Here is a 20,090-nt window from a genome sequence, read left to right as displayed (position 1 = left end):
CAATCGTCCTGCGCAGGCGGTTTCTCGTCGGGCTTGGAAAAGTGGCGTTGGCTTCCAGCCTGTGATTGCGCTGAACACCGGCTGAAAGCCAATGCCACAGTGAAGTTCCGCAAGCTGTCAATCGAACGTCCCCCACAGTTGGTTGGCCAACATCGCGTCCGAACAGTCGCGGGCGACGGCATTTGGCAACGAGTTCGGAACGATCTGTCGCCGCTCCGCGGCTTTGAATTGAGGTGCGGGCACCCAAGACGTCGGGTTGAAACCCGACGCTATCGAATGTCACCGCTCCGCGGTTGGTTGGCAACATCTCGACTGAACTTGCATGTCCGTCGGTAGCGCTATTGCTTGCCGACGGCTACCATCTGACATCCCTACCAGGATGAAAACAGTCCAGGCGAACGCCCGAACGGCTCACACGGTTTTGCCCGTTCGTTGCTGGCCCACCGGCTTAGCGGTGAATCAGGCCACTGACGGGAGCCACAAAGACGGGCTCGCGGACGGCGGGAGCGGAGGATTGATCGTTCAGGTCCAACGCATCCGTTGTTGGGTCTTGCACGGGCGCGGGAATCGCTGACTCGATCGGCTCCAAGTCATCTGGCGAAGGACGGTGCAGCGTTTCGGACTTTTGCAATTCCTCCGCGACTTCATTCATCAACACGGGTTCCTGATAACGATCGACGTCGTTCGGTTCGACGGCGACCGAGCGACGCGGACCGACGGTCAGGACTTCCCAGGGTTTGGGATAGAAGTAGTGTTGTTCCACGCGTTTGGGCGGGCAGTGTTTGCCATGGACCGCACCTTTGATGCCGTTGTCGTCATACAGTCCCAACGCGTCCGCTCGTTGCCAGGCGCGAGCTTCTTGGCTGGACGGGGCGATGATCGCGGCAGTTTTGCCGCCCAAGTAGGTGGGGCGGTTGTATTGGCGTCGGTAGGATTCTGGCAACCGGCTGCCCACGGGGCCGATCACATCCACCCGTTGGGCTCCGTCGGGACGCAGCAGCGGGAACGGCCAATCGGCTTGGCATTCCGCGCCGGCGCAACTCGCCAACATTGCAACCAACAAAACGGGAACCGACGTGTGAAGTGAGGTGAGTTTCATATGACTGGCGGCACTGCATCCTGCGAAACCGAACGGGCAAAGTGTCGCGTATCCGTCGCGACAACCATCGGATCGTCAGGATCGATCAGTCCGGTACAACACGCTCTCACTTTCGCGCGTCGCAACCAACAGGCAAACTCAGCGGTTCAGTCAAACTGTTCGGTTTACGGTGAGTTCAACCATCAGCCGATGAACGATGGTTCACGGTTACCGCGGCGAACCGGACGCTAGCGCGTGCCGGCTGATTGGACCAACGGCCCATTCACTGAAACGGCCAATCAGTCGATTTGCAGACTGCTGGTCAGCAGACTGGCCATTTCGCGGCCGGCGTAACACGATCGTTTGTAGTACTCCTCTTCCGAGTGAGCCTTGCCGACCGTGGGCGAACAGTCACGCGACCGCACTGGCAGTTGTGAGCCATCGTAGCGAGGCGCGAACCGTGTGGGGCCGGTGTAACCCAAGGCACGTGTGCCTCGAATTCGCGTCAGCAGCCAGTAATTTTTGAGGATCGCGTCGCGTTGGTTGTACAGCAGCACCAGACGATTCATGTTTTGGGTCGCGAGGCGGTGGTAGCCATGAGGCATCAGCCAATCGCTTTGGATCGCTGGTGCGAGCAACCCAACGTCCAGGTTGGCAGCTTGGACCGGTTCTTCGCTCAGGCTTCGGCGTCCAATGGTGCCGCCGGCCAACGCGTGCAGACTGCCGGTCACGATCCGACCGCCGAAGCTGAATCCGATCAACGCGGTGGGCTGGGCGGCTTCGACGTGACGATGCAGCAACCAAGCCAGGTACAAACCTTGGGCGTCGGTGCGTTCCGCTTTGATCCGAGCGTCGGTGATGGCAAACGTTTCGCGATCGCTTTGCCAGCTCCAGATGACAAAGTCCATCGGAGTGTGGGCGCAGCGGTTGGATTCCAGTTCACGAGCCACATCCAGCCCACGTTGGATTGCCAGGGGAGCGGAGCGGCGGTTGCCGTGCACATAAATCACGCGGGGGCGGCTCGGGTCAAACGTTGCGATGTATTCGTCGAGGCTGGACGGGGTGGTTTGACCGCAACGATTCAATCGCGAGATGTGCAGGTTCGGGTTCTGCAGGTTGGCCCGGCACGCTGTGCTGGTGATATGCCGTGTGCTGATCAACCAATAACGGTCACTCGTCAAGTCCTGTTGCAGACTGGACGGTGCCGGAACCATGAACGATCCCGACGGGATCCTGTTGGGATGATGTCGCGGGACAGAGGCGGAAGGAATGGATGTCAGTGAGTTTGACAGATCCAGTTCGTTCTCGGCTTGAATCTCGATCGCTTCGGCTCGATGGAGTTCCGCGGCTTCTGCGGCAGCGATCGTTTCGGGCGAAGTCCAATCGCTGGCAGAGGACAGCGACAACGGCTGAGAGAAAACAGACGAATCAAATGCGAGCGGTTGCCCGGCGCTGATGGATTCGGCTTGGATCGCGAACGCAGAACACAGGGTGATGCACAGCAGCACCGGCGCGATCGTCTCCGGGAGAGAAACTCGTCTGCCCAGGAGGCGAATCGAGAAACCGGATGATCGGCCGATGACGACGGTGGACATCAGCGACTTGTGGTCGTGTGGGTGAGCGAGCTGCATCATGCGAACAATCAAACGGGTCGTATGAATCGTGCGGGGCATCCAAGCTACCACAGCCCTTCTGAAGGTGGGATGTGGCGTTTTATCAACAAATTGTTGCCCAAAATTAGCGTGTTGCGTTTGCACAACGCTCAGAGCGTCCTACTTTTGAGTGGTCTTGATGCCAAGGCCAACGTTTAGGCTCGGTTTTCCCTTTGGGTTCACCTTGCCCGATCCGCCTGCTTTGCCAGTCAAGGAAACTCTGATGACAATCCGAACTCTAACGCTCCTGATGCTCGTGACGGTCACGGTTACCTCGACCGGCTGCTCAGGAATGAGAAACTTCTTCTTCGGCCGCGGCGCAAGCTGTGGTCTTTGCAATCGCGTCGGTGCCATTGGCCGTGCCGTCAATCCGTTGGCTCCTCCGCCTGCCGCCACCGCGGGTGGTTGCAACACCGGATCCTGTGGTCTGTTCAATCGCGGTCCGGCCGTTGCCGCACCGCCAATGATTCCGCAACAGCCTGTCTACGCACCGGCACCTGCCTACGCTCCTTATGCATCGGCTGGTACCTGCAGCACTTGCCCCGCACCCCAAACCTATGTGGGCGACGGATGCGGCAGTGAGTATGCCGTCGGAATGCCTGGTTACTACGAAGGAGCTGTCGATCCTTACTTGGGAAGCGGCACGCTGGGTTACGGCGAGACGATTGTTCCTGGAGGCGGCTATCCCGTCGACTCTTACAACGGTGCGATCCAAGGCGACTCGTTCGGGCCTCGTGCCTACCAATCGAATCGCGTGGACTCACAAGGCGACATGATCATTCACGCCGATCCATTGCCACCCGGTGCTCAACTGGTCGACTGATGAGTCAGTCACCTCTGTCAGCCTCGTTGAAGCTGTCCTCAAAGAACATTGCTCGGTGGAGGCCCCACCGAGCTGTGCACGATGTCGAACCGTTGACTCCACTGTTCGACTGTCCGTGTTCGGCCCGTTTTCGGTCGTGACGCGACCGGTGGCAGAGTTGAACTGAGGATGAAGCTGATCGACGTCTGAATGCTGGGTGACGGGACAATTCGGGACAATTGTTCTACTCGGGGGTCACCCAAGGCCTGAGGGCTCCAGCGATTGGTCTTGAGGCGTGGATGGGTTGGATGCGATGGTGAGCAGGGACGGGAGAATTTCCCTGTCCGGTATTCATCTCTCCCTAATCCCTTTGAAGTCGTCGTCCGCCGCATCGTGACTCAGATTGATCGCTACGTCCTGATCCTCTTCCTTCGCACTGTGTGCGTGTGTTTTTTGTCGTTGGCGGGCATCTTCATTGTGTTTCACGCCTTCACGGCGATGGACGATTTGATCGCTCAATCCAAAGCTGGCGAGCCTTTGCCGTTGGTGCTGGGCCGCTTCTACGGGCCGTATTTGCTGCTGCTTTTCGATATGACCGGGACGATCATCACCCTGATGGCGTTCTTGTTCACGGCGGGCTGGCTGCGGCGAACTGGGGAGCTGACCGCGACCTTGTCAGCGGGGATTTCTCATGGGCGGATCCTTCGGCCGATGGTGATCGCCTCTTTGGCGATCGTTTCCGTTCAGCTGATGAATCGAGAATGGGTGATCCCACGTTTTCGCGATTCGCTGACGATGAAGGCGAAAAACCTGTCCGGCGACGTCGAACAGGCTGTCATGCCGACCTACGACCAATCCTCCGGGATTTTGATCGAAGGTGACAAACTGCGGACGCTTGGGCGTGTCATCACGCGACCGAACTTCCGCTTGTACAGCGAATACGCCGGATTTGACGATGTCTTGTTGGCCCGCGAAGCGATTTGGTGGGACCCCCAAGCGATGGCGGAATGGAGAGACAACCAGGGATTGCCTGAGGCTGGGTTGGCAGCAAGTGGGCTCGCAGAGACCGCTTCCGCGCAGTTGGCGTCGCTCAATTCCACCGCGTCCGACACAGAAGAAAAACGAACCAGCTGGACTGACCTGGCGGGGCGAACTGGCATGCCGGAAGTCACCGGGTACTTGCTGCGTGGGGTTCGGCGTCCCGAGGATCTGCAGGATGTGCCGTCGGTCGGCCTGGAATCTCGCGAAGACCTGGTGATTTTGACCCCCGCGGATCAGCCTTGGTTGCAGGCGACCGAGTGTTTCGTCGTCACCAGCATTCACCCGAACATGTTGCAAACACAAGACACCGCGACACGCTTGGCATCGGTGATGGAACTTGCCGGCCGAGTTCGCAACCCTTCGGTGCATACCAGCAAGGCATTGCGAACAACCACGCACGAACGAATCGTACGGGCCCCATTGGATTTCGCGTTGATCCTGTTGGTGTTGCCGATGGTGGTCAATCGACGAGGACGCAAGCTGTTCGTGTTGATCGGATCGGCGGTGGGTTTGATCATCGGGTTCTTTGCGCTCAAAACCATCGCCAGCACGTTGGGTGGGAGCACGAGTTTGGTCACGCCTGGCATCGCCGCTTGGATTCCTTTGCTGATCATTGGGCCGCTGGCGTATTCACGACTGCGTCATGTTCAGACGGTGTGACGAAGGTTAGCGTCGTTGTCCCCACGAGGAACGAAGCAGGCGCCATTGCATCGTGTCTCGCTTCCATCCGTCCCTGCTGCGATTCATCCTGCGGTGTTGCCGAAGTCATTCTCTGCGACGGAGGCAGCCAGGACGAAACCGTGGCGATCGTTCAATCGATGCAGGACGCTCGTGTGCGAGTGCTCCAGTCGCCTCCTGGACGCGGCATTCAGCTTGCCAATGGAGCGATTTGGCGACCGGGCAAATGCTGCTGTTCTTGCACGCCGACAATCGACTGCCCGAGGATTGGTGGATTCAACGAGTGTTTTCGAGTGGCGTGTCACCTGATGCACTGCGGCGGGTCGACACCGGTTGAGTGAGCGATCGCAGCGGTGATGCGGGATGAAGGTTGGAAACCGGATGGGGTAGATGGGCGAGGTTTGCGGACGGGGCAAGCAAATTCAACGGTTTTTGGACCGCGTAATTTGAGCGTCCTTGAGTTTGTGGTGAATTCTTGAGAGGACGCGTTCCCCGCTCGGGGGTGGTGTTCTGTGAGATGCCTCCGAACCCTTCAAACCATAGAAAGCCCATGCCTGTTCTTTTGATGATCAATCTCAAAGGTGGAGTTGGAAAAACCGCTTCGACGGTCGCCATCGCGGAGACATTGGCAGAGGAAGGTTACAAGACCTTGGTGATCGATGCGGATCACCAGAGCATGGCGGGGGAGTTGTTGCTGGGCGAAAAGAGAATGCTTCAGTGCGAGAAACGGAAACGCACACTGCATGACGTGTTCTTGGAGATGTGCGATCCCGATTTTGAAGTCGACGACCTGCGGACGTTCATCGCTCAAGAGACATCGAACGTCGAAACGGTGCACGACTTCTTGGATGTGATTCCTTGTTCGTTTCGGATCGATGACTTTTACAACAATGCGTTTCGTTCCAAGCGTCGCTCGGGTTTGTTCGACACCGAGCGAGATTTGTTCACGCAGATCAAGAAGCAAATGCCTGGAGTGAAGAGCTGGCTCAACGAACTGTATGACTTCGTGATTGTGGATTGTCCGCCCAGCATTGCGATGCAAGTCAAAATGTTTTTGCGGATCGCGGATGGTTGCGTGATCCCATCCATCCCGGACCAGTTGTCAGTCCGAGGATCCGCGAACTTGGTGGACCGGCTCAAGCGTTTTCGCGTCGATACTCTGGGGACGCTGTGGACGCTGTATCGCCAGCAAACGCCGCTGCACCGCGCGATGGTTTCCGATCCTTATGCGAAGTTGCCCACGCCATTTGAGTCGATCATTCCCAATGCGGCCCAATTGGCAAGGGCCGTCGACCCGCGTGAGCTGAGCACGCCGCAATCGAATTGCGACGCCAAGTACGGGCGACAGTTCGCCGCTCGCTATCGAGAGCTTTGCGGCGAAATCATTTCGCGACTTCGCAACCTGGACATTCCGGTGAGCAATCGTCAAGAAGAGCTGATCTGTCTCTGAGAATACGTCCGCATCAGCTCGTGCCCATTTCAATGTCGCCAATGCAAACGTGGGCACGCAGCGAAACGCAAAGTCGCCTCGCGACGACAGGTGTTTGGCCACCCCAAGCGACGCCTGCCGTCGCTTTGCGACTTTTGAGAGCCGGTGTCATCGATTCCTGGGACTGGCGTCCCAGGCTAGTGCCTGTTGTCGCTTCGCGACTTCGGAGTCTTTGAAGCATCAGTCGCAAAGCGACGGCAGGCGATAGGCTCGGACGCAAGTCCGAGTGCAACGAGAAGCATCGACCTGCAAAGTCGCCTCGCGACGACAGGTGTTTGGCCATCCCGAGCGACGCCTGCCGTCGCTTTGCGACTTTTGAGAGCCGGTGTCATCGATTCCTGGGACTGACGTCCCAGGCTAATGCCTGCCGTCGCTTCGCGACTTCGGAGTCTTTGAAGCATCAGTCGCGAAGCGACGGCAGGCGATAGGCTCGGACACAAGTCCGAGTGCAACGAAGAAGCATCGACCTGCAAAGTCGCGGAGCGACGACAGGTGTTTGGCCATCCCAAGCGACACCTGCCGTCGCTTTGCGACTTTTGAGAGCCGGTGTCATCGATTCCTGGGACTGACGTCCCAGGCTAGTGCCTGTCGTTGCTTCGCGACTTCGGAGTCTTTGAAGCATCAGTCGCGAAGCGACGGCAGGCGATAGGCTCGGACGCAAGTCCGAGTGCAACGAGAAGCATCGACCTGCAAAGTCGCGGAGCGACGACAGGTGTTTGGCCATCCCAAGCGACACCTGCCGTCGCTTTGCGACTTTTGAGAGCCGGTGTCATCGATTCCTGGGACTGACGTCCCAGGCTAGTGCCTGTCGTTGCTTCGCGACGAAGAGATTTCCGGTGATTTGTTTGGTTGCATTCAGATTGAGTATCATTCAGTTGATCGCAGATTGCATCTGCGTTCGGTTGCGTTGATGCGTCAGTTGCGAAGCCATGGCAGGAGTCACCCAGTATGTCCACTCATCACGGAATTCTTCTGCATGTCGTTTTTTCGACAAAACGCCGCAAACCGCTCCTCGCCAACAGTTGGCGGGATGATCTGTTCGCCTACATCGGCGGGGTCATCCAGGACCATCGAGCGGTTTTGCTCAAGTCCGGTGGCATTGAAGACCACGTCCATTTTTTGATTCGAATTCATCCTGCATTCGCAATTTCAAAAACCATTCAGCTCTTGAAAGCCAATTCATCCAAATGGATCAATGAGCAAGGGAAAACAATTCAGCCGTTTCAATGGCAACGGGGCTACGGAGCGTTTTCAGTCAGCCAGTCCATGACCGAAAGGGTCAAAACTTACATTGCGAATCAACGAGAACACCATGCAAAGAAAACTTTTGAAGACGAGTATCTAGCGATGCTGAAAAACCATGGTGTTGATTTCGACCCACGCTACGTCTTCGATCAGGAGAACGTTGCGTAGCTGACGAGTGTCCTGATTCCAGCCGGCGCGAAGGGATACGAGCACCAGTCGCGAAGCGACGGCAGGCGATAGGCTCGGACGCAAGTCCGAGTGCAACGAGAAGGATCGACCTGCAAAGTCGCCTCGCGACGACAGGTGTTTGGCCATCCCGAGCGACGCCTGCCGTCGCTTTGCGACTTTTGAGAGCCGGTGTCATCGATTCCTGGGACTGACGTCCCAGGCTAGTGCCTGTCGTCGCTTCGCGACTAAGAGAACTTTGAAGCACCAGTCGCGAAGCGACGGCAGGCGATAGGCTCGGACGCAAGTCCGAGTGCAATTTGCTGCTCAGGCGATGATTTCGTGGATGGGTCGGACGTGTTCGACTCCGACCAGTTTCTGGTCCAAGCCGCCGTAGAAGTACGACAGTCGGTTTGGGTCGAGGCCCATTTGGTGCAAGATGGTGGCGTGCAGGTTGCGAACGTGCAGCGGGTTTTCGACTGCGGCGGCACCGAGTTCATCCGTGGTGCCATAGCTGACGCCGCCTTTGATCCCGCCGCCTGCCATCCACATGGTGAAGCCGTAGGCGTTGTGGTCGCGACCGCTGCCGTTGGCGTATTCCGCGGTGGGTTGGCGTCCAAATTCGCCTCCCCAAACCACCAGCGTTTCATCCAGCATGCCGGTTCGTTTGAGGTCAGCCAGCAACGCGGCGATCGGTTGGTCCGTGGCGCCAGCGTGTTTGTTGTGGTTGATTTCCAGGTCGCCGTGAGCGTCCCAGTTGTCATCGTTGTGGGCACCGCCGCTGTAGAGTTGGATGAACCGGACACCGCGTTGGGCCAACCGACGTGCCAACAAACAGCGTTTGCCGAAGGCCTGTGTCTTGGGGTTGTCCACCCCGTACATCGACAACGTTTCTGCTGTTTCGTCGGAAAGATCCACTGCTTCTGGTGCGGCGGATTGCATCCGATACGCCAGTTCGTAACTCGAAATTCGCGATGCCAGCGGTTCTTCGCCGACGTGTTGACCCAAGTGACGGCGATTGGCGTCTTGGATCGAATCGATCAGACGACGTTGCAACCCGGGTGGGAAATCCGAGGGCGGGTTCAAGTCGAGAATTGGGTTGCCTTCGGTGCGGAACACGGTGCCTTGATAGGTCGCGGGCATGTAACCACTCGACCAGTTCTTCGCACCGCTGATTGGGCCGCCGGTGTGATCCAGCATCACGACAAAGCCCGGCATGTTCTGGTTTTCGCTGCCCAGTCCATACGTCAGCCAAGATCCCATTGCCGGCGAGCCCGACAAGATTTTGCCGCTGTTCATCATCAGCATGGCAGAGCCATGAATCGGTGAGTCCGCCGTCAAGGAATGCAGGAACGCGATGTCGTCGACGTGTTTGGCGACGTTGGGGAACAGCGTGCTGACCATTTTTCCGCACTCGCCATGCGGGGCGAAGTCCCAGCGTGGCTCGACGATTCGGCCGCCGGCTTTGTGTCCGCCGCGGCCGAAGGTTTTCACGTCAACCGTCTTTCCATCCATGCCCTTCATGGCGGGTTTGTGATCGAACGTGTCGATGTGGCTGGGGCCGCCGTACATGAACAGGAAGATCACCGTCTTGGCCTTGGGGGCGAAGTGCGGTGGCTTGATCGCCATCGGTCCTGCTGATCCCGCGATGGGGGATGCCGTCGCCGCCGATGCCTGTGGCAACAAACCATCGGAGGCCAGCATCGAACTGAGTGCTGCTGCACCGAATCCACAGCCGGTTTCCCAGACGAATTCTCGGCGGGTGCGACCACAAAAGTTCCCTGGACGGCTTGATCGAGATGCGTTCATGGCGTGGTGGTGGGCAGGTGGGTTGGAATGGGAGGCGGGGCAAACGAACCGGCCTGAAAGTTGACGTTGGTTCTTAGGAGGTCGATGCTCTGCCATTGTAAACCAGATTGGCGAGCGAAGGCAATCGTTTCGCTGAAAATCTGCCTTGGTGGAGGTCACTGAAAAGCGATTGAGTGCGTTAAACTGCTGGCAAAATCACTTCGTCCTTTCCACCTCGAGTCCCGCCTTGTCCGCTCAACAGCCACTTTCTTTCCCCGTGAATCCCGCCCCGACCGCTCTGAAACAGTTCTCATTCACGTTGCAATCCGAGTCTTACCGCTATCGGACGCCCATGAAATTCGGCGGGAGAGTGGTGGAAGAGGTGACGGTGCTGACGGCGGAGTGCATCGCGACGAACCAGGCGGGGCAAGTCGCGGATGGCGACAAGATCGGCGTGGGCAGCATGACCATGGGAGTCACGTGGGCGTGGCCCGATGCGTCGCTCTCCGATGCCACCAAGTTGGAAGTGGTTTTGGAGTTGGCCAGCCGAATGGCCGCGCAGGCCAACCAACTGTCGGGCACATTGACCGGCCATCCGATGGAAGTTTGTTTGCAATTGGCAAGTCAACGCGATGACTTGGTCGAAGCTGTGGCGAGCGGCCACGAGCTGACCACGCCCATCCCTGAACTGGCGATTTTGCTGGCCGCGTCGCCGATCGAAGCGGCGTTGTTTGACGCTCACGGAAAAGCAGTCGGGAAGAGCAGCTACTGTTTGCTCTCGGCCGAGCATCTTCCACCGGACCTGGGGCAATTGACGGGAGACGATCGCTACGCAGGTTTGCGTTTGGATCAATTCATCTCGCAAGCTCCGGTTGCAACGTTGCCGCTGTATCACTTGGTGGGGGCTCTCGATCCGTTGACGCAAGAGGATTTAGCAACGCCCGTCGGGGACGGGTTGCCGGAGACGCTCGGCGAGTGGATCACTCGAAATGAGTTGACTCATCTGAAGATCAAGCTCAATGGTGACGATGCGGATTGGGACTTTCGCCGGGTTCGCGATATCAACGCGGTGGCGAATGAAACGACCGATCGCGGCGCGTCGACGGGCAAGCCTTGGTGGTTCTCGTTGGATTTCAACGAACGCTGTGAGGATGAAGCCTATGTCCTGGGGCTGTTGGATCGATTGGAATCCGAATGCCCGGAAGCGTTCGGGCGGATCCAGTACATCGAACAACCGACCCACCGTGATTTGAAGCGACCGGGTGCGGTCACGATGCACCAAGCGGCGGCGAGAATTCCCGTGGTGATCGATGAATCATTGACGGGATTGGAAAGCCTGCACCTGGCGGTCTCGCAAGGCTACAGCGGCATTGCGTTGAAGGCCTGCAAGGGACACGCCGAAGCGTTGTTGCTGGGCGCGGTCGCGGTGCACGAGAAATTGTTCTTGTGCGTGCAAGACCTGACGTGTGTCGGTGCCTCGCTGCTGCACTCCGCGTCATTGTCGGCTCACATCCCCGGCGTCGCCGCGGTGGAAAGCAATGGCCGTCAGTATTGCCCCGAAGGCAACGCGGAATGGATGGACCGGTTCGGACCCATGTTCGAAGTCCGAGGCGGCAGCGTGCCAACGAGTTGTTTGGATGGACCAGGGCTGGGGTACTGAAGGTTGTGGATCCGGCATTTGCAGGCCGGATCGTAGCGAAGCTTCTTGTCCCCAGAGTAGAACAGTTGTCCTCAACTGTTTGCGTGAGATCGCTGGCGGGGCGAGATGATCGGCGCGGACGCGAGTTGGGTCGACGCAGGAGCGGAGGGACACCTGGTTCGTTCCCAAGCTGGAAGCCAGGCCACATTCAGGAGGGAGCGTCGCTCCTCTCGAACGATCCCATGCGTCTCTGCGTCAAGAACACACCACCGGCCAGCGTTGCACGACAGGCAAAGCTGCCAACAACTGGATCATCCGAATTCTTGGCGAATCCGGCTACGTGGGTTGGTTGCCGCGACGGCCAGCAAGCTTTCGCCTATGCGACGCGGCGGGTGCGGTGGCGAGTGCTGCGGGCCGAGGTTGTTCCCGAGGTCGATCCTGGGACGGTCAAAGATTTGATTCGGTCCAGTGCGTTTGCCATGGCGACGCCATCCCGGAATCGTTTCAGCGGTTTGGGATCCATCGATTTGCGGATCCAATCGACGAACTCCTGGTTCAAGCCGCGACGCAGTTTCGCATACGACGGCAACGGTGCTTCGAAGGGGTACTCGGGAAGAGCACCTGACAGCATGCGGTAGATCACCAACCCCAGCGAGAACACATCGCTGCGATAGGTGGGTTTCCCCATCGCTTGTTCTGGAGCGATGTAACCGAGCGTTCCTGATGCCGAAACGGCATGGCGGCCGCGTTCAATCCGAGCCAAGCCAAAGTCCGTCAAGCAGAGCTTCGAGTTGGGGAACAGGATGAAGTTTTCCGGTTTGATATCGCGGTGCAGAATGCGACGTTCGTGAGCGTAAGCCACGGCCGAGGTCATTTGGCGAACGTAGTCCAGCGTGGTGGCGCGAGCCATGCGGCGACTCAGGCGATCGTGCAAGGTCTCTTCCCCCAGCGGGAAGACCATCACGAAGTGGCCGTCGATGTAGCGAGCGTCCTTGAGCGGCAGAATGCTGTCGTGAGACAAGCCTGCCATGATGCGGACTTCGCGTTGCAAATCGTCGGCCGATTGGTGAGAGTCCGAAGACGCGGCCTCGGGAATCTTCAACGCCACGTCGCGATCCTCGATCGTGTCGTGCGCTGAGTAGACCGTTGCAAAGCCACCTTCGCCAAGCTTTTTGACGAGCCGGTATTTGTCCAACCGCATGCCGACGCGAAGCCGACGCGTCGATTCGCCGGGGTCCATCACCAATTTCAAACGTGCCGTCACGGGCGTTGCCTCAAAAGGGACATCGAATTCGCACGGCGAAGAGCTCGTGCCGACCAATCGAAATCACAACCAAATCATTTGTTGAAAAAACAAGTCGCTGATCAGCCAATCTTTGACGAACCAACTTTTCCATCTTCGAAGCCAGCAGGCAGGAGTCTTCGGGTTTGTGAGCCTTTTACTTTTTCCACGCACAACCGGGGCTAACGCCCAAACGGCTCACATGGCGATGCCCCATCATTCCTGCCAACCTGCTTAGACGTTCACATGATCGTGCTGTTGGACTTCGATCGTGCTTTCACAGCGAGTGGCAATGTCGATCGTGACCGCCCAGCGACCTTCGGCGTCCGCGGTGATGATCCAGTGAGGCATCACGCACACCGATTGGTGAACCAGTTCGAAGCCGGCTTCACTTTGGCTGACCGTTTCCACGGGGAACGCCCAGACACCGCTTTCACGATCTGTTCGCAAGTCGATGTCGACGCCGAGCCAGCGATCCGAAAGCGACAAACCGTGTACGTCTTGCAGATCCAGACGCTGGCCAAGTTGCCCGAGTTGGTTGCCGTCAACATCGCTGAAGTATCGGTCGTCGGCTCCCGAGGGCAAGCCAGCGAAGTTCCATTCCACGGCAAAATGCAGTGGGCTGGCCGGTGGCAGGTTTTCCAACAAGTAAGTCACGGACAAGTTGCCGCTGCCTTGTTGCAGTGTCACGGCTTTGGTCAGCGTGATTGGGATTCCCCAGGCGTTGCCGTCGCGACGCAGTTGAGCTTGGACGCGGTCGCTGCCTCGACGCAGTTTGGCTTCGAATGGCAAGTCGACAAAGTCGCCTCGTTCAGGGGATTCGCCCCGCGAGACGGATTCCAATGTCGCTTCGTTGTCAAAGAAGTGGTCCATCAAGCTTTTGCGAGCGTAACGGTCATACTGAATCATCTGATCCAGTCCTTCTTGTTTGAACACCACACGGTCGTGGATGCTGGCCACGTCGCCACCAGCGGCGCTGGGTCCCGCCAAGACTTTGCGGTGATAGGCTTCGGGGCGGCGTTGCAGGGTGGCCAACAAGTTGTGGTTGATGCCACGCAAATCCCATTCGTACATCCGGCCACCTTGGGCGGGGTCGATCCACGCGACCATGGCTTCGTTGGACAGCCGGATTTCTTGTTGTCCGTCGTAGTCGTAATCGCCGGCGGTCGCCGAAACCGTGTGCAGCGTGCCTTCGATTTCTTGCAGCAGCGTGTCGGCTTGGATCAGGTGTTCGTAGATCGCGTTGCGCAGGTGAGGCAAGTAGATCCCTCCGAAGGCACCGTGCCAGTACGGGCAGTTGCATTGGCCGCGATACAGGTGATCGCGAATTTCGGCCAGTTCACCCGCGTCATGTCCGCTGGCTTCGGCTTTGGCCAGGCGATCGCTGACGTGCATCATGCGAGCGTACATCTCGTTGGTTTCTTCGTACTTCACTTTGAAGTTCCGCCAGAAACCGCCACGCACGAATGATTCTAAGTGGCCCCAACGCTCGTCATTTTCCATCGCGTGGGAAACGTCATCGAGAATCTCTTGTGACTCGGCGGGCAACGACCAAACGGTCATTTCGCGGTAGCTGCAATCGGGCAGGTAAGCCTTGCCCGCGGGAGCGGCGCGTTGAATCGAATCGGCCAACGTGACTGTGTGCAACCACTCTTGGTTTTCAGTCAACGCGTCGAAGAATGAACGCAACCAGCCTTCGTCATAGACGTGCGATTTGGTGTCGGGCCAGGTACCGAACTTTTCGCCATCGTCGCCAAATGTCATCACGGCACCGGGATTCGAATGAGCGATCCCGCGAAGGTAGTCGATCGTTTCGTGAGCCGGACGGAATGGAATGGTGTAGCGGAGTTGTTCGCTGCCGGGGAAGACGCGAAGCAGTTGGCCTTGGTCTTCCACGACGAAGTAGCTGCGCAGTTCTTCTTCTGCCATCCCTGCGGATTTGAAGTGGTAATCGTCCAGCACGGTGTACCGGATTCCGGCGGCGGCGACGTCGGCGGTCAGGCCGGATTCCCAGACGCGTTCGGGCATCCACATGCCAGCGGGCGTGACGCCCAAGTTGCGTTGCAGCCACGAGTTGTACGACTGGATTTGGCCGACTCGGTCGCGACGTGGCAACATCGTCAGGATCGGTTCGTACTGAGGCCCGCCTACGATTTCAATGCGTCCGGCTTCGACCAGCAAACGCACCCGGTCGAGGTACTCGGGGTGGCGTTCGGCCATCCACAGCATCAACGGGCCGGATGTGTGCAGGGAAATGTTCAGTGCGTCGTACGGTTCAAACACTTCCAGAAACGGCAAGTAGCTGTCCTGGTAGGCTTGTTCAAACACGCCATCGAAGTTTCCGATTGGCTGGTGGTTGTGAAGAACCAAGCAAAGGTGAACGTGAGGCGACATGGGCGCTGGAATTCAGTGTGTGGAAGGACGTCGTGAAACGGGCGATGACGGTGCGCGAATTTTACGATTTGCATGCATGGCGCGAATGCAAAAAACAACCGGATTTTTCGAAACGACGCGAATGTTTGGGCCAGCCAAATTCGCTGGTCGTTTCCAGCCGGTCAAAGGGCGCAATCGTCATACTCGCGACAACCGCTGCGAACTTCATCGGCTGACGGTTGTGCCAGCTTGAGCGGAAACAACGGTTGTACCGATTCTGCGGGTTCGTGCGGCAGCCCAAAAGCCACCTGTGCTGGTTGGGGCACCTCGGTGATGAGCGCCCAGCAGTTGTTCTTGGCTGTTGGCGTGGACGCGGCCGGGGGAAAGCTTGGGCCGGGGGAAAGCTTGGATTGGGTGGGAGGAGTTTTGGGGGGGAGCTTTGGTTGACGGAACAATTGGGGACAATTGTTCTACTCTGGTGGTGCTCGGGTCACGGTGGGGGACCACCGTGCGACCGGTTTCACGTCAATCATTTAGAACTGATGCTTCGGACCAAAAGCTTGCGTCTGATACTGGTAAGTTGATGTGAACAGCACGCGGTTCCCTGTGGTCCTGTCAAACTCTCTCCCCCACCTGCTCCCGATTTTGACGGGCGAACTGTCTTTTCCTTGCCAAGATTGCTCGAGCGAGTTCGAAGACCGGGTATGCGACGATTCTTTCAATCCATCCGAAAAGCCACCTGGACGCTGTTTTGCCTCGCGTCGCTGGCGTTGATCCTGGCTTTTGTCACCGCACTGCCGCTGTTGCAGTTGATCACGCTGGGATACTTGCTGGCTGTCGCCGGGCATTTGGCCTCCGGTGGGCAGCTCAAGGGCGCGTTGCCGAATCTGAATGCAGCAGGGGTGTGCGGGGCCGCGTTTTTGGCGTTGGCGATCGCCTCGGCGCCGACGCGTTTGCTGGCCCACTGGGAATCCGTCGCCGCAGTGATTGATCCGGGTTCGCCGAATGCGACTCGACTGAGGATTGGAGCGATCGCTCTGTCGGCGTTCTTGACTGTTTATTTGGGCTGGGCGTGGGTGCGTGGCGGTCGTTTGAAACATTACCTGTGGCCCCAGCCGAAACGCTTTTTCAAAGAGGCATGGCGTCCATCGACTTGGTCGCGGTTCGCCGATCAAGTGTGGGAGTTCCTGCGAGACCTGCGAATTCCCGCTTTGTTTTGGATGGGGATTCGCGGAGCGTTCTTGACGTTGGTTTGGCTGGTCCCCGCGTTTGTGATCATGGGAGTGACTCGGCAGGGCGACAACGCGGCCGATGGAGTCTTGGGTGTGGTGGCATTGATTGCACTCGCGTTCGTGTTGCTGTATTTGCCGATGTTGCAAACTCATTTTGCGGCCCAGAACAATTGGCGGGCGATGTTCCAGTGGCGGCAAGTTCGAAGCGATTTTCGTTATGCACCCTGGGCTTGGGCCGGAGCGATGTTGGTGGGGTTGGTGTTGATGCCGATCCCGTTGTATTTGCTGAAGATCGAGGCCACCCCGCAAGAAATCACTTGGTTGCCTTGCTTGGTCTTCGTGGCCTTCATGCTGCCGGCTCGAATCGCAGAAGGGTTGGCGCTGCGTCGATGCCGGCGGCGACGGGCCGAGGCCGAATCGGGCGAATGGGTGCCGAGCGTTTGGGCGGGGCGATGGTGGTTCGTTTCTCGTTGGGCGGTCCGTTTGGTGGTCATGCCCGCAATCGTTGGCTTCTACATGTTGGTTCTGTTGGGCAGTCAATTCACCAGCTGGGATGGGGTGGAAACCTGGGTTCGCCAGCACGCTTTGCTGGTGCCGGTGCCGTTCGTCGGCGTGTGATTGCGTCAGCACCTCACCGTTGAAACTCGGTTTGGTTCCCTTGTTGTGACTTCGCTCAGGTGGTAGAAGCGAAGCATGACTCGATTGCCCCACGCGAAACAGCCGCACTCTCATCATCGCAACCGCAAACGCGGTGTGATCGGAGTGATGTTCCGCGAAGAGAAATTGCTGATCATTCGTCGTTCATTGACCGTCAATGCGCCTGGCAAATTGTGTTTGCCGGGCGGAGGCATTGAGGCCGGGGAAAGCGAAGAAGAAGCGCTCGTTCGCGAAATGCAAGAAGAGTTGACGATTGACGTGACGCCAACGCGATTGTGTTGGCGAAGTGTCACGCCGTGGGGAACTCGGTTGGCCTGGTGGCTGGCGGAGTTTCCTGACCAAATTGATCCGGTGCCAAATCCTGAGGAAGTTTCGGAGGTGCACTGGATGACGGCCAATGAGATCGTCAAAGCACGTGGGACACTGCCTAGCTTGCCTGAATTTGTGGCGGCGTGGCGGAACAGCGAAATTGAACTGCCATGGACAGATTCCTCGCAGACCTGAGCGGAAACTCACCTTGTCGGTCGCTGGTGTTCTGCTACGCTACGCGATTCGATCCGGCCGGTGTTTGATTCGCCCCTGTTTGGAACGCCAAAGATTGGCGATTCCTCGATGCGAAATCTGGCCATGCACGCAAAACACGAACATTTTTCCAGGAGAGCGATCTAGGTGGGTACCAAGAAATCTGGCAAGGGACGACGCAAAGTAGGCCGCAAGAAACGACGGATGCGAGCCAAGATTCGTCACCGCAAGAAATAATCCTTGCTGGCGGGCTGAAATTTTTTAGCCATCGGAGCCGCCTGGTAATCGCCGCCCAAGTGGATTGCCCGCTTGGAGCGGTTTTTGCATGGAGTGACGGAGGGGAGGCCTGGCTGCAGGTTGGCCACTCTTGGCCGACATCCACAACTCTGACGGGCAAAAGTGCCCATCTAGATGCGTTGGAACGTCGTTGGCGACTCAGTCGACTCGCCGTCACGCTTCACGCTACCAAGTCACTCGCCTTCGGATTGCAGTCCCAGTTCGGCCAGCCATCGGCGACCGGCTTTGGGGTAATCACGGGCATCGCGTTTTTCGCGTTGCAGTTGTTCAATCTGTTCTTCTAGCTCTTCAGCACGACGAGCCAGCGTCTGTCGTTCACGCGATAGTTTGGCGCGTTCCAGCGAAACTTCGATTTCGGCGGTGCGGAATTTGTCTTCCCATTCGGTTTTCAATTCTGCCAGTCGGGCGCGTTCGGCCATCACCAATTCATCGGAGTCGACCATGCCTGCAATGGCGGCGGCACCGAAGGCGACGTTGTCATTGCGGGTGTCGGCACGGTTTTGCAACAGGATTTGCAATTCGTGAATCTCGGCGTTGCGTTCGGCAATCGTTTGCTCAGCCTGCGCCAATCGGTCGACCAAGTCGTCGATGAACGCCACCGGATTGTGAATCCAGTCTGGATCAATCGAGGCAGCAATGTCTTGAGATGACTGCGACAGGGATTCCAGGAATGACTCCTCGTTGAAGTCGTCATTCTCCATCTGTTCCAGAATCTTTGCCTTGCGTTCTTCCCAAGACATCGAATCGTCGCAGCCCTGCGTGTCGGACACGGTGCGAGTGACGCCAGACGACGCCAGTTGAGCAGCGAGTTCTTCATTCTGGGTTTGCAGTTCGTGCGAACGCATGCGTTCGGACTGCAGTTCTTCCTCCAGTCGGTGAACTTCCGGCGAGACCAAGTCGACGTAGTCGGTTGGTGCTTCCTCCGCCATTGGCGGTTGCCAGGAGCCAGCGACTGGTTCGGCGGTGAGCTCCGGTTCGAGTTCCGGGCATTCTGATTGCTCGTCGTAGGCTGGGGCCGCCGGCGCTGGGTCTTCGGAGGCAGCGGCTTCTGCGAACGAGGGATCTTCGGCGTAGGTCGTCTCTTCCTCGTACGCAGGGTTCTCGTCATAGGCAGAGTAATCGTGGTAGGCGATCTCTGGCGAATGCGCGTGAGTTTCCGTGTCTTCGGGTTCTTCGGCGAAGGTCAGTTCGTCGGGTTCGTCGGGCGTTTCCGCTTCGAGCGAGAGTTCCGCTCGTTCGGAGGAAGTCCTCGGCGGCAGGTCGAACTCGTCCAGTCGCGTGGTCAGGCGGCCTTCGAACTCGTTCAGGAGCGAGACAATTTCTTGCAGGCGAAGATCGATTGGCGTGGCAGCATCGGAAACAACATCCTCGATGTCAGCGCGAGTCAGCCCCGCGCCGCTTGCAGCGGATTTCGCTCGAACTTTGTCGTTCGGATCGTTTGGAGTGGATGTGTTGGTTGACATTGCAGTCGATTCAGGGACTTGCTCGCAAGGATTTTCGGTCCCTTCGATATTGCCAGCACCGAGTTGCTCCACCTGTGGCCGCGATTGCGGAGCAGGAGAAGTCAGTCGTCGCTTACGTTTTCGGTTATTTCGAGCCATGTGGCTGGAGATTCAAATTCCGGGGCAAAATCGGGTCAGGCGTGGCCTGATGAGTGCGATGCACTGTCTGCTATAGTTCAAGAACACCGCTTCTCCGGAACACTAGACCACAAACAATTGCTGGTCAAAAAATCGCACTGACCATCCTCATCCAATCCGGGAAAATCAAGTTTTGGCTAAGAAGAAACGGAACCCCCCTGTGGACGAGACCGGCACAACCGACGCATCCGCGACGGATCTCGCGGATTTCGAAACGACGCTGGGAGATGTCGAATCCATCGTCCGAAAGCTGGAATCCGGGGCGTTGACGCTGGATGAATCCTTGAAGCAATACGAGGTGGCGGTGTCCAAGATGCGACAGTGTTACCAGTTGCTCGACGTCGCCGAACGCAAGATCTCCGTCTTAGCGGGCGTGGATGCGGAGGGGCGTCCGGTGACGGAACCGCTTGAAAATATGTCGGGCAGCGAGTCGTTGATTCAAAAGCAAGCGTCCCGTGGCAAGCGTCGCGGAGTTTCTGGCGCGGAAACCTTGGAGGATGATGAGTGAGT

The 20,090-nt window shown here is 57.9% G+C and carries 16 protein-coding genes and 1 pseudogene; 11 read left to right on the top strand and 6 right to left on the bottom strand.

Translation table 11 applies throughout. The annotated features are described in order from the left end of the window. Positions 1–448 precede the first annotated feature (448 nt). Together PSR62_RS19330 and PSR62_RS19325 are read right to left on the bottom strand one after the other, a co-directional pair. Positions 449–1,099, bottom strand: coding sequence for a hypothetical protein (locus tag PSR62_RS19330; RefSeq protein ID WP_274404642.1), 651 nt, complete (start codon positions 1,097–1,099; stop codon positions 449–451). Between the two features lie 278 nt (positions 1,100–1,377). Next, entirely contained in the window at positions 1,378–2,751 is a 1,374-nt protein-coding gene (locus tag PSR62_RS19325) for a hypothetical protein (protein WP_274404641.1), read from the bottom strand. A 271-nt stretch (positions 2,752–3,022) separates the two neighbouring features. Here PSR62_RS19325 and PSR62_RS19320 point away from each other — a divergent pair, with 271 nt between their 5' ends. The 6 genes and pseudogenes from PSR62_RS19320 to tnpA all read left to right on the top strand — a co-directional run bounded on the left by PSR62_RS19320 (position 3,023) and on the right by tnpA (position 8,153). Beyond that, entirely contained in the window at positions 3,023–3,553 is a 531-nt protein-coding gene (locus PSR62_RS19320) for a hypothetical protein (protein WP_338020228.1), read from the top strand. 372 nt (positions 3,554–3,925) lie between these two features. Continuing rightward, positions 3,926–5,233 carry an LptF/LptG family permease gene (locus PSR62_RS19315; protein WP_274404639.1) on the top strand — a complete coding sequence of 436 codons (1,308 nt, stop codon included), beginning with the start codon at positions 3,926–3,928 and terminating at the stop codon, positions 5,231–5,233. Next, positions 5,230–5,382, top strand: a pseudogene (locus PSR62_RS19310) (glycosyltransferase); the annotation flags it as partial. The gene PSR62_RS19315 and the pseudogene PSR62_RS19310, both read left to right, overlap by 4 nt. Positions 5,383–5,462: 80 nt before the next feature. Continuing rightward, positions 5,463–5,588, top strand: a complete 126-nt coding sequence (locus PSR62_RS19305) for a hypothetical protein (RefSeq protein WP_274408334.1) — start codon at positions 5,463–5,465, stop codon at positions 5,586–5,588. Between the two features lie 213 nt (positions 5,589–5,801). Further along, positions 5,802–6,701 carry a ParA family protein gene (locus PSR62_RS19300; protein ID WP_274404638.1) on the top strand — a complete coding sequence of 300 codons (900 nt, stop codon included), beginning with the start codon at positions 5,802–5,804 and terminating at the stop codon, positions 6,699–6,701. Between the two features lie 987 nt (positions 6,702–7,688). Then, positions 7,689–8,153 (top strand): IS200/IS605 family transposase, encoded by a 465-nt coding sequence (gene tnpA / locus PSR62_RS19295; RefSeq protein WP_274404636.1) that lies wholly within the window; start codon positions 7,689–7,691, stop codon positions 8,151–8,153. A 324-nt stretch (positions 8,154–8,477) separates the two neighbouring features. Here the strand turns inward: tnpA and PSR62_RS19290 are convergent, their stop codons facing one another. Continuing rightward, the gene (locus tag PSR62_RS19290; RefSeq protein WP_274404635.1) at positions 8,478–9,959 is read right to left on the bottom strand and encodes a DUF1501 domain-containing protein; all 1,482 of its coding nucleotides are present in this window, start codon (positions 9,957–9,959) and stop codon (positions 8,478–8,480) included. 226 nt (positions 9,960–10,185) lie between these two features. Here PSR62_RS19290 and PSR62_RS19285 point away from each other — a divergent pair, with 226 nt between their 5' ends. Beyond that, a complete protein-coding gene (locus PSR62_RS19285; RefSeq protein WP_274404634.1) occupies positions 10,186–11,598 on the top strand; it encodes a mandelate racemase/muconate lactonizing enzyme family protein in 1,413 nt (470 codons plus the stop codon). A gap of 355 nt (positions 11,599–11,953) precedes the next feature. Here the strand turns inward: PSR62_RS19285 and PSR62_RS19280 are convergent, their stop codons facing one another. Continuing rightward, positions 11,954–12,841, bottom strand: a complete 888-nt coding sequence (locus PSR62_RS19280; protein WP_274404633.1) for a serine/threonine-protein kinase — start codon at positions 12,839–12,841, stop codon at positions 11,954–11,956. Positions 12,842–13,093: 252 nt separating this feature from the next. After that, positions 13,094–15,253 (bottom strand): alpha-amylase/4-alpha-glucanotransferase domain-containing protein, encoded by a 2,160-nt coding sequence (locus PSR62_RS19275; RefSeq protein WP_274404632.1) that lies wholly within the window; start codon positions 15,251–15,253, stop codon positions 13,094–13,096. On the opposite strand from PSR62_RS19275, the gene PSR62_RS19270 reads away from it, so the two are divergent. The 3 genes from PSR62_RS19270 to PSR62_RS19260 all read left to right on the top strand — a co-directional run bounded on the left by PSR62_RS19270 (position 15,205) and on the right by PSR62_RS19260 (position 17,625). Next, complete coding sequence (locus PSR62_RS19270) at positions 15,205–15,468, top strand: hypothetical protein (protein WP_274408333.1); 264 nt, start codon at positions 15,205–15,207, stop codon at positions 15,466–15,468. The two genes, PSR62_RS19275 and PSR62_RS19270, sit on opposite strands and share 49 nt — an antisense overlap. Positions 15,469–15,936: 468 nt before the next feature. Next, positions 15,937–17,082, top strand: coding sequence for a DUF4013 domain-containing protein (locus PSR62_RS19265; RefSeq protein ID WP_274404631.1), 1,146 nt, complete (start codon positions 15,937–15,939; stop codon positions 17,080–17,082). A gap of 75 nt (positions 17,083–17,157) precedes the next feature. Then, positions 17,158–17,625 (top strand): NUDIX hydrolase, encoded by a 468-nt coding sequence (locus PSR62_RS19260; protein WP_274404630.1) that lies wholly within the window; start codon positions 17,158–17,160, stop codon positions 17,623–17,625. A 488-nt stretch (positions 17,626–18,113) separates the two neighbouring features. On the opposite strand, the gene PSR62_RS19255 is transcribed toward PSR62_RS19260, so the two are convergent. Further along, positions 18,114–19,541, bottom strand: a complete 1,428-nt coding sequence (locus PSR62_RS19255; protein ID WP_443217302.1) for a hypothetical protein — start codon at positions 19,539–19,541, stop codon at positions 18,114–18,116. Between the two features lie 172 nt (positions 19,542–19,713). On the opposite strand from PSR62_RS19255, the gene xseB reads away from it, so the two are divergent. Further along, complete coding sequence (xseB, locus tag PSR62_RS19250; protein WP_274404628.1) at positions 19,714–20,088, top strand: exodeoxyribonuclease VII small subunit; 375 nt, start codon at positions 19,714–19,716, stop codon at positions 20,086–20,088. Positions 20,089–20,090: the final 2 nt, after the last annotated feature.

The sequence above is a fragment of the Rhodopirellula sp. P2 genome, assembly GCF_028768465.1.
Lineage (GTDB): Bacteria > Planctomycetota > Planctomycetia > Pirellulales > Pirellulaceae > Rhodopirellula.
This window is presented reverse-complemented; position numbering and strand designations above follow the sequence as displayed.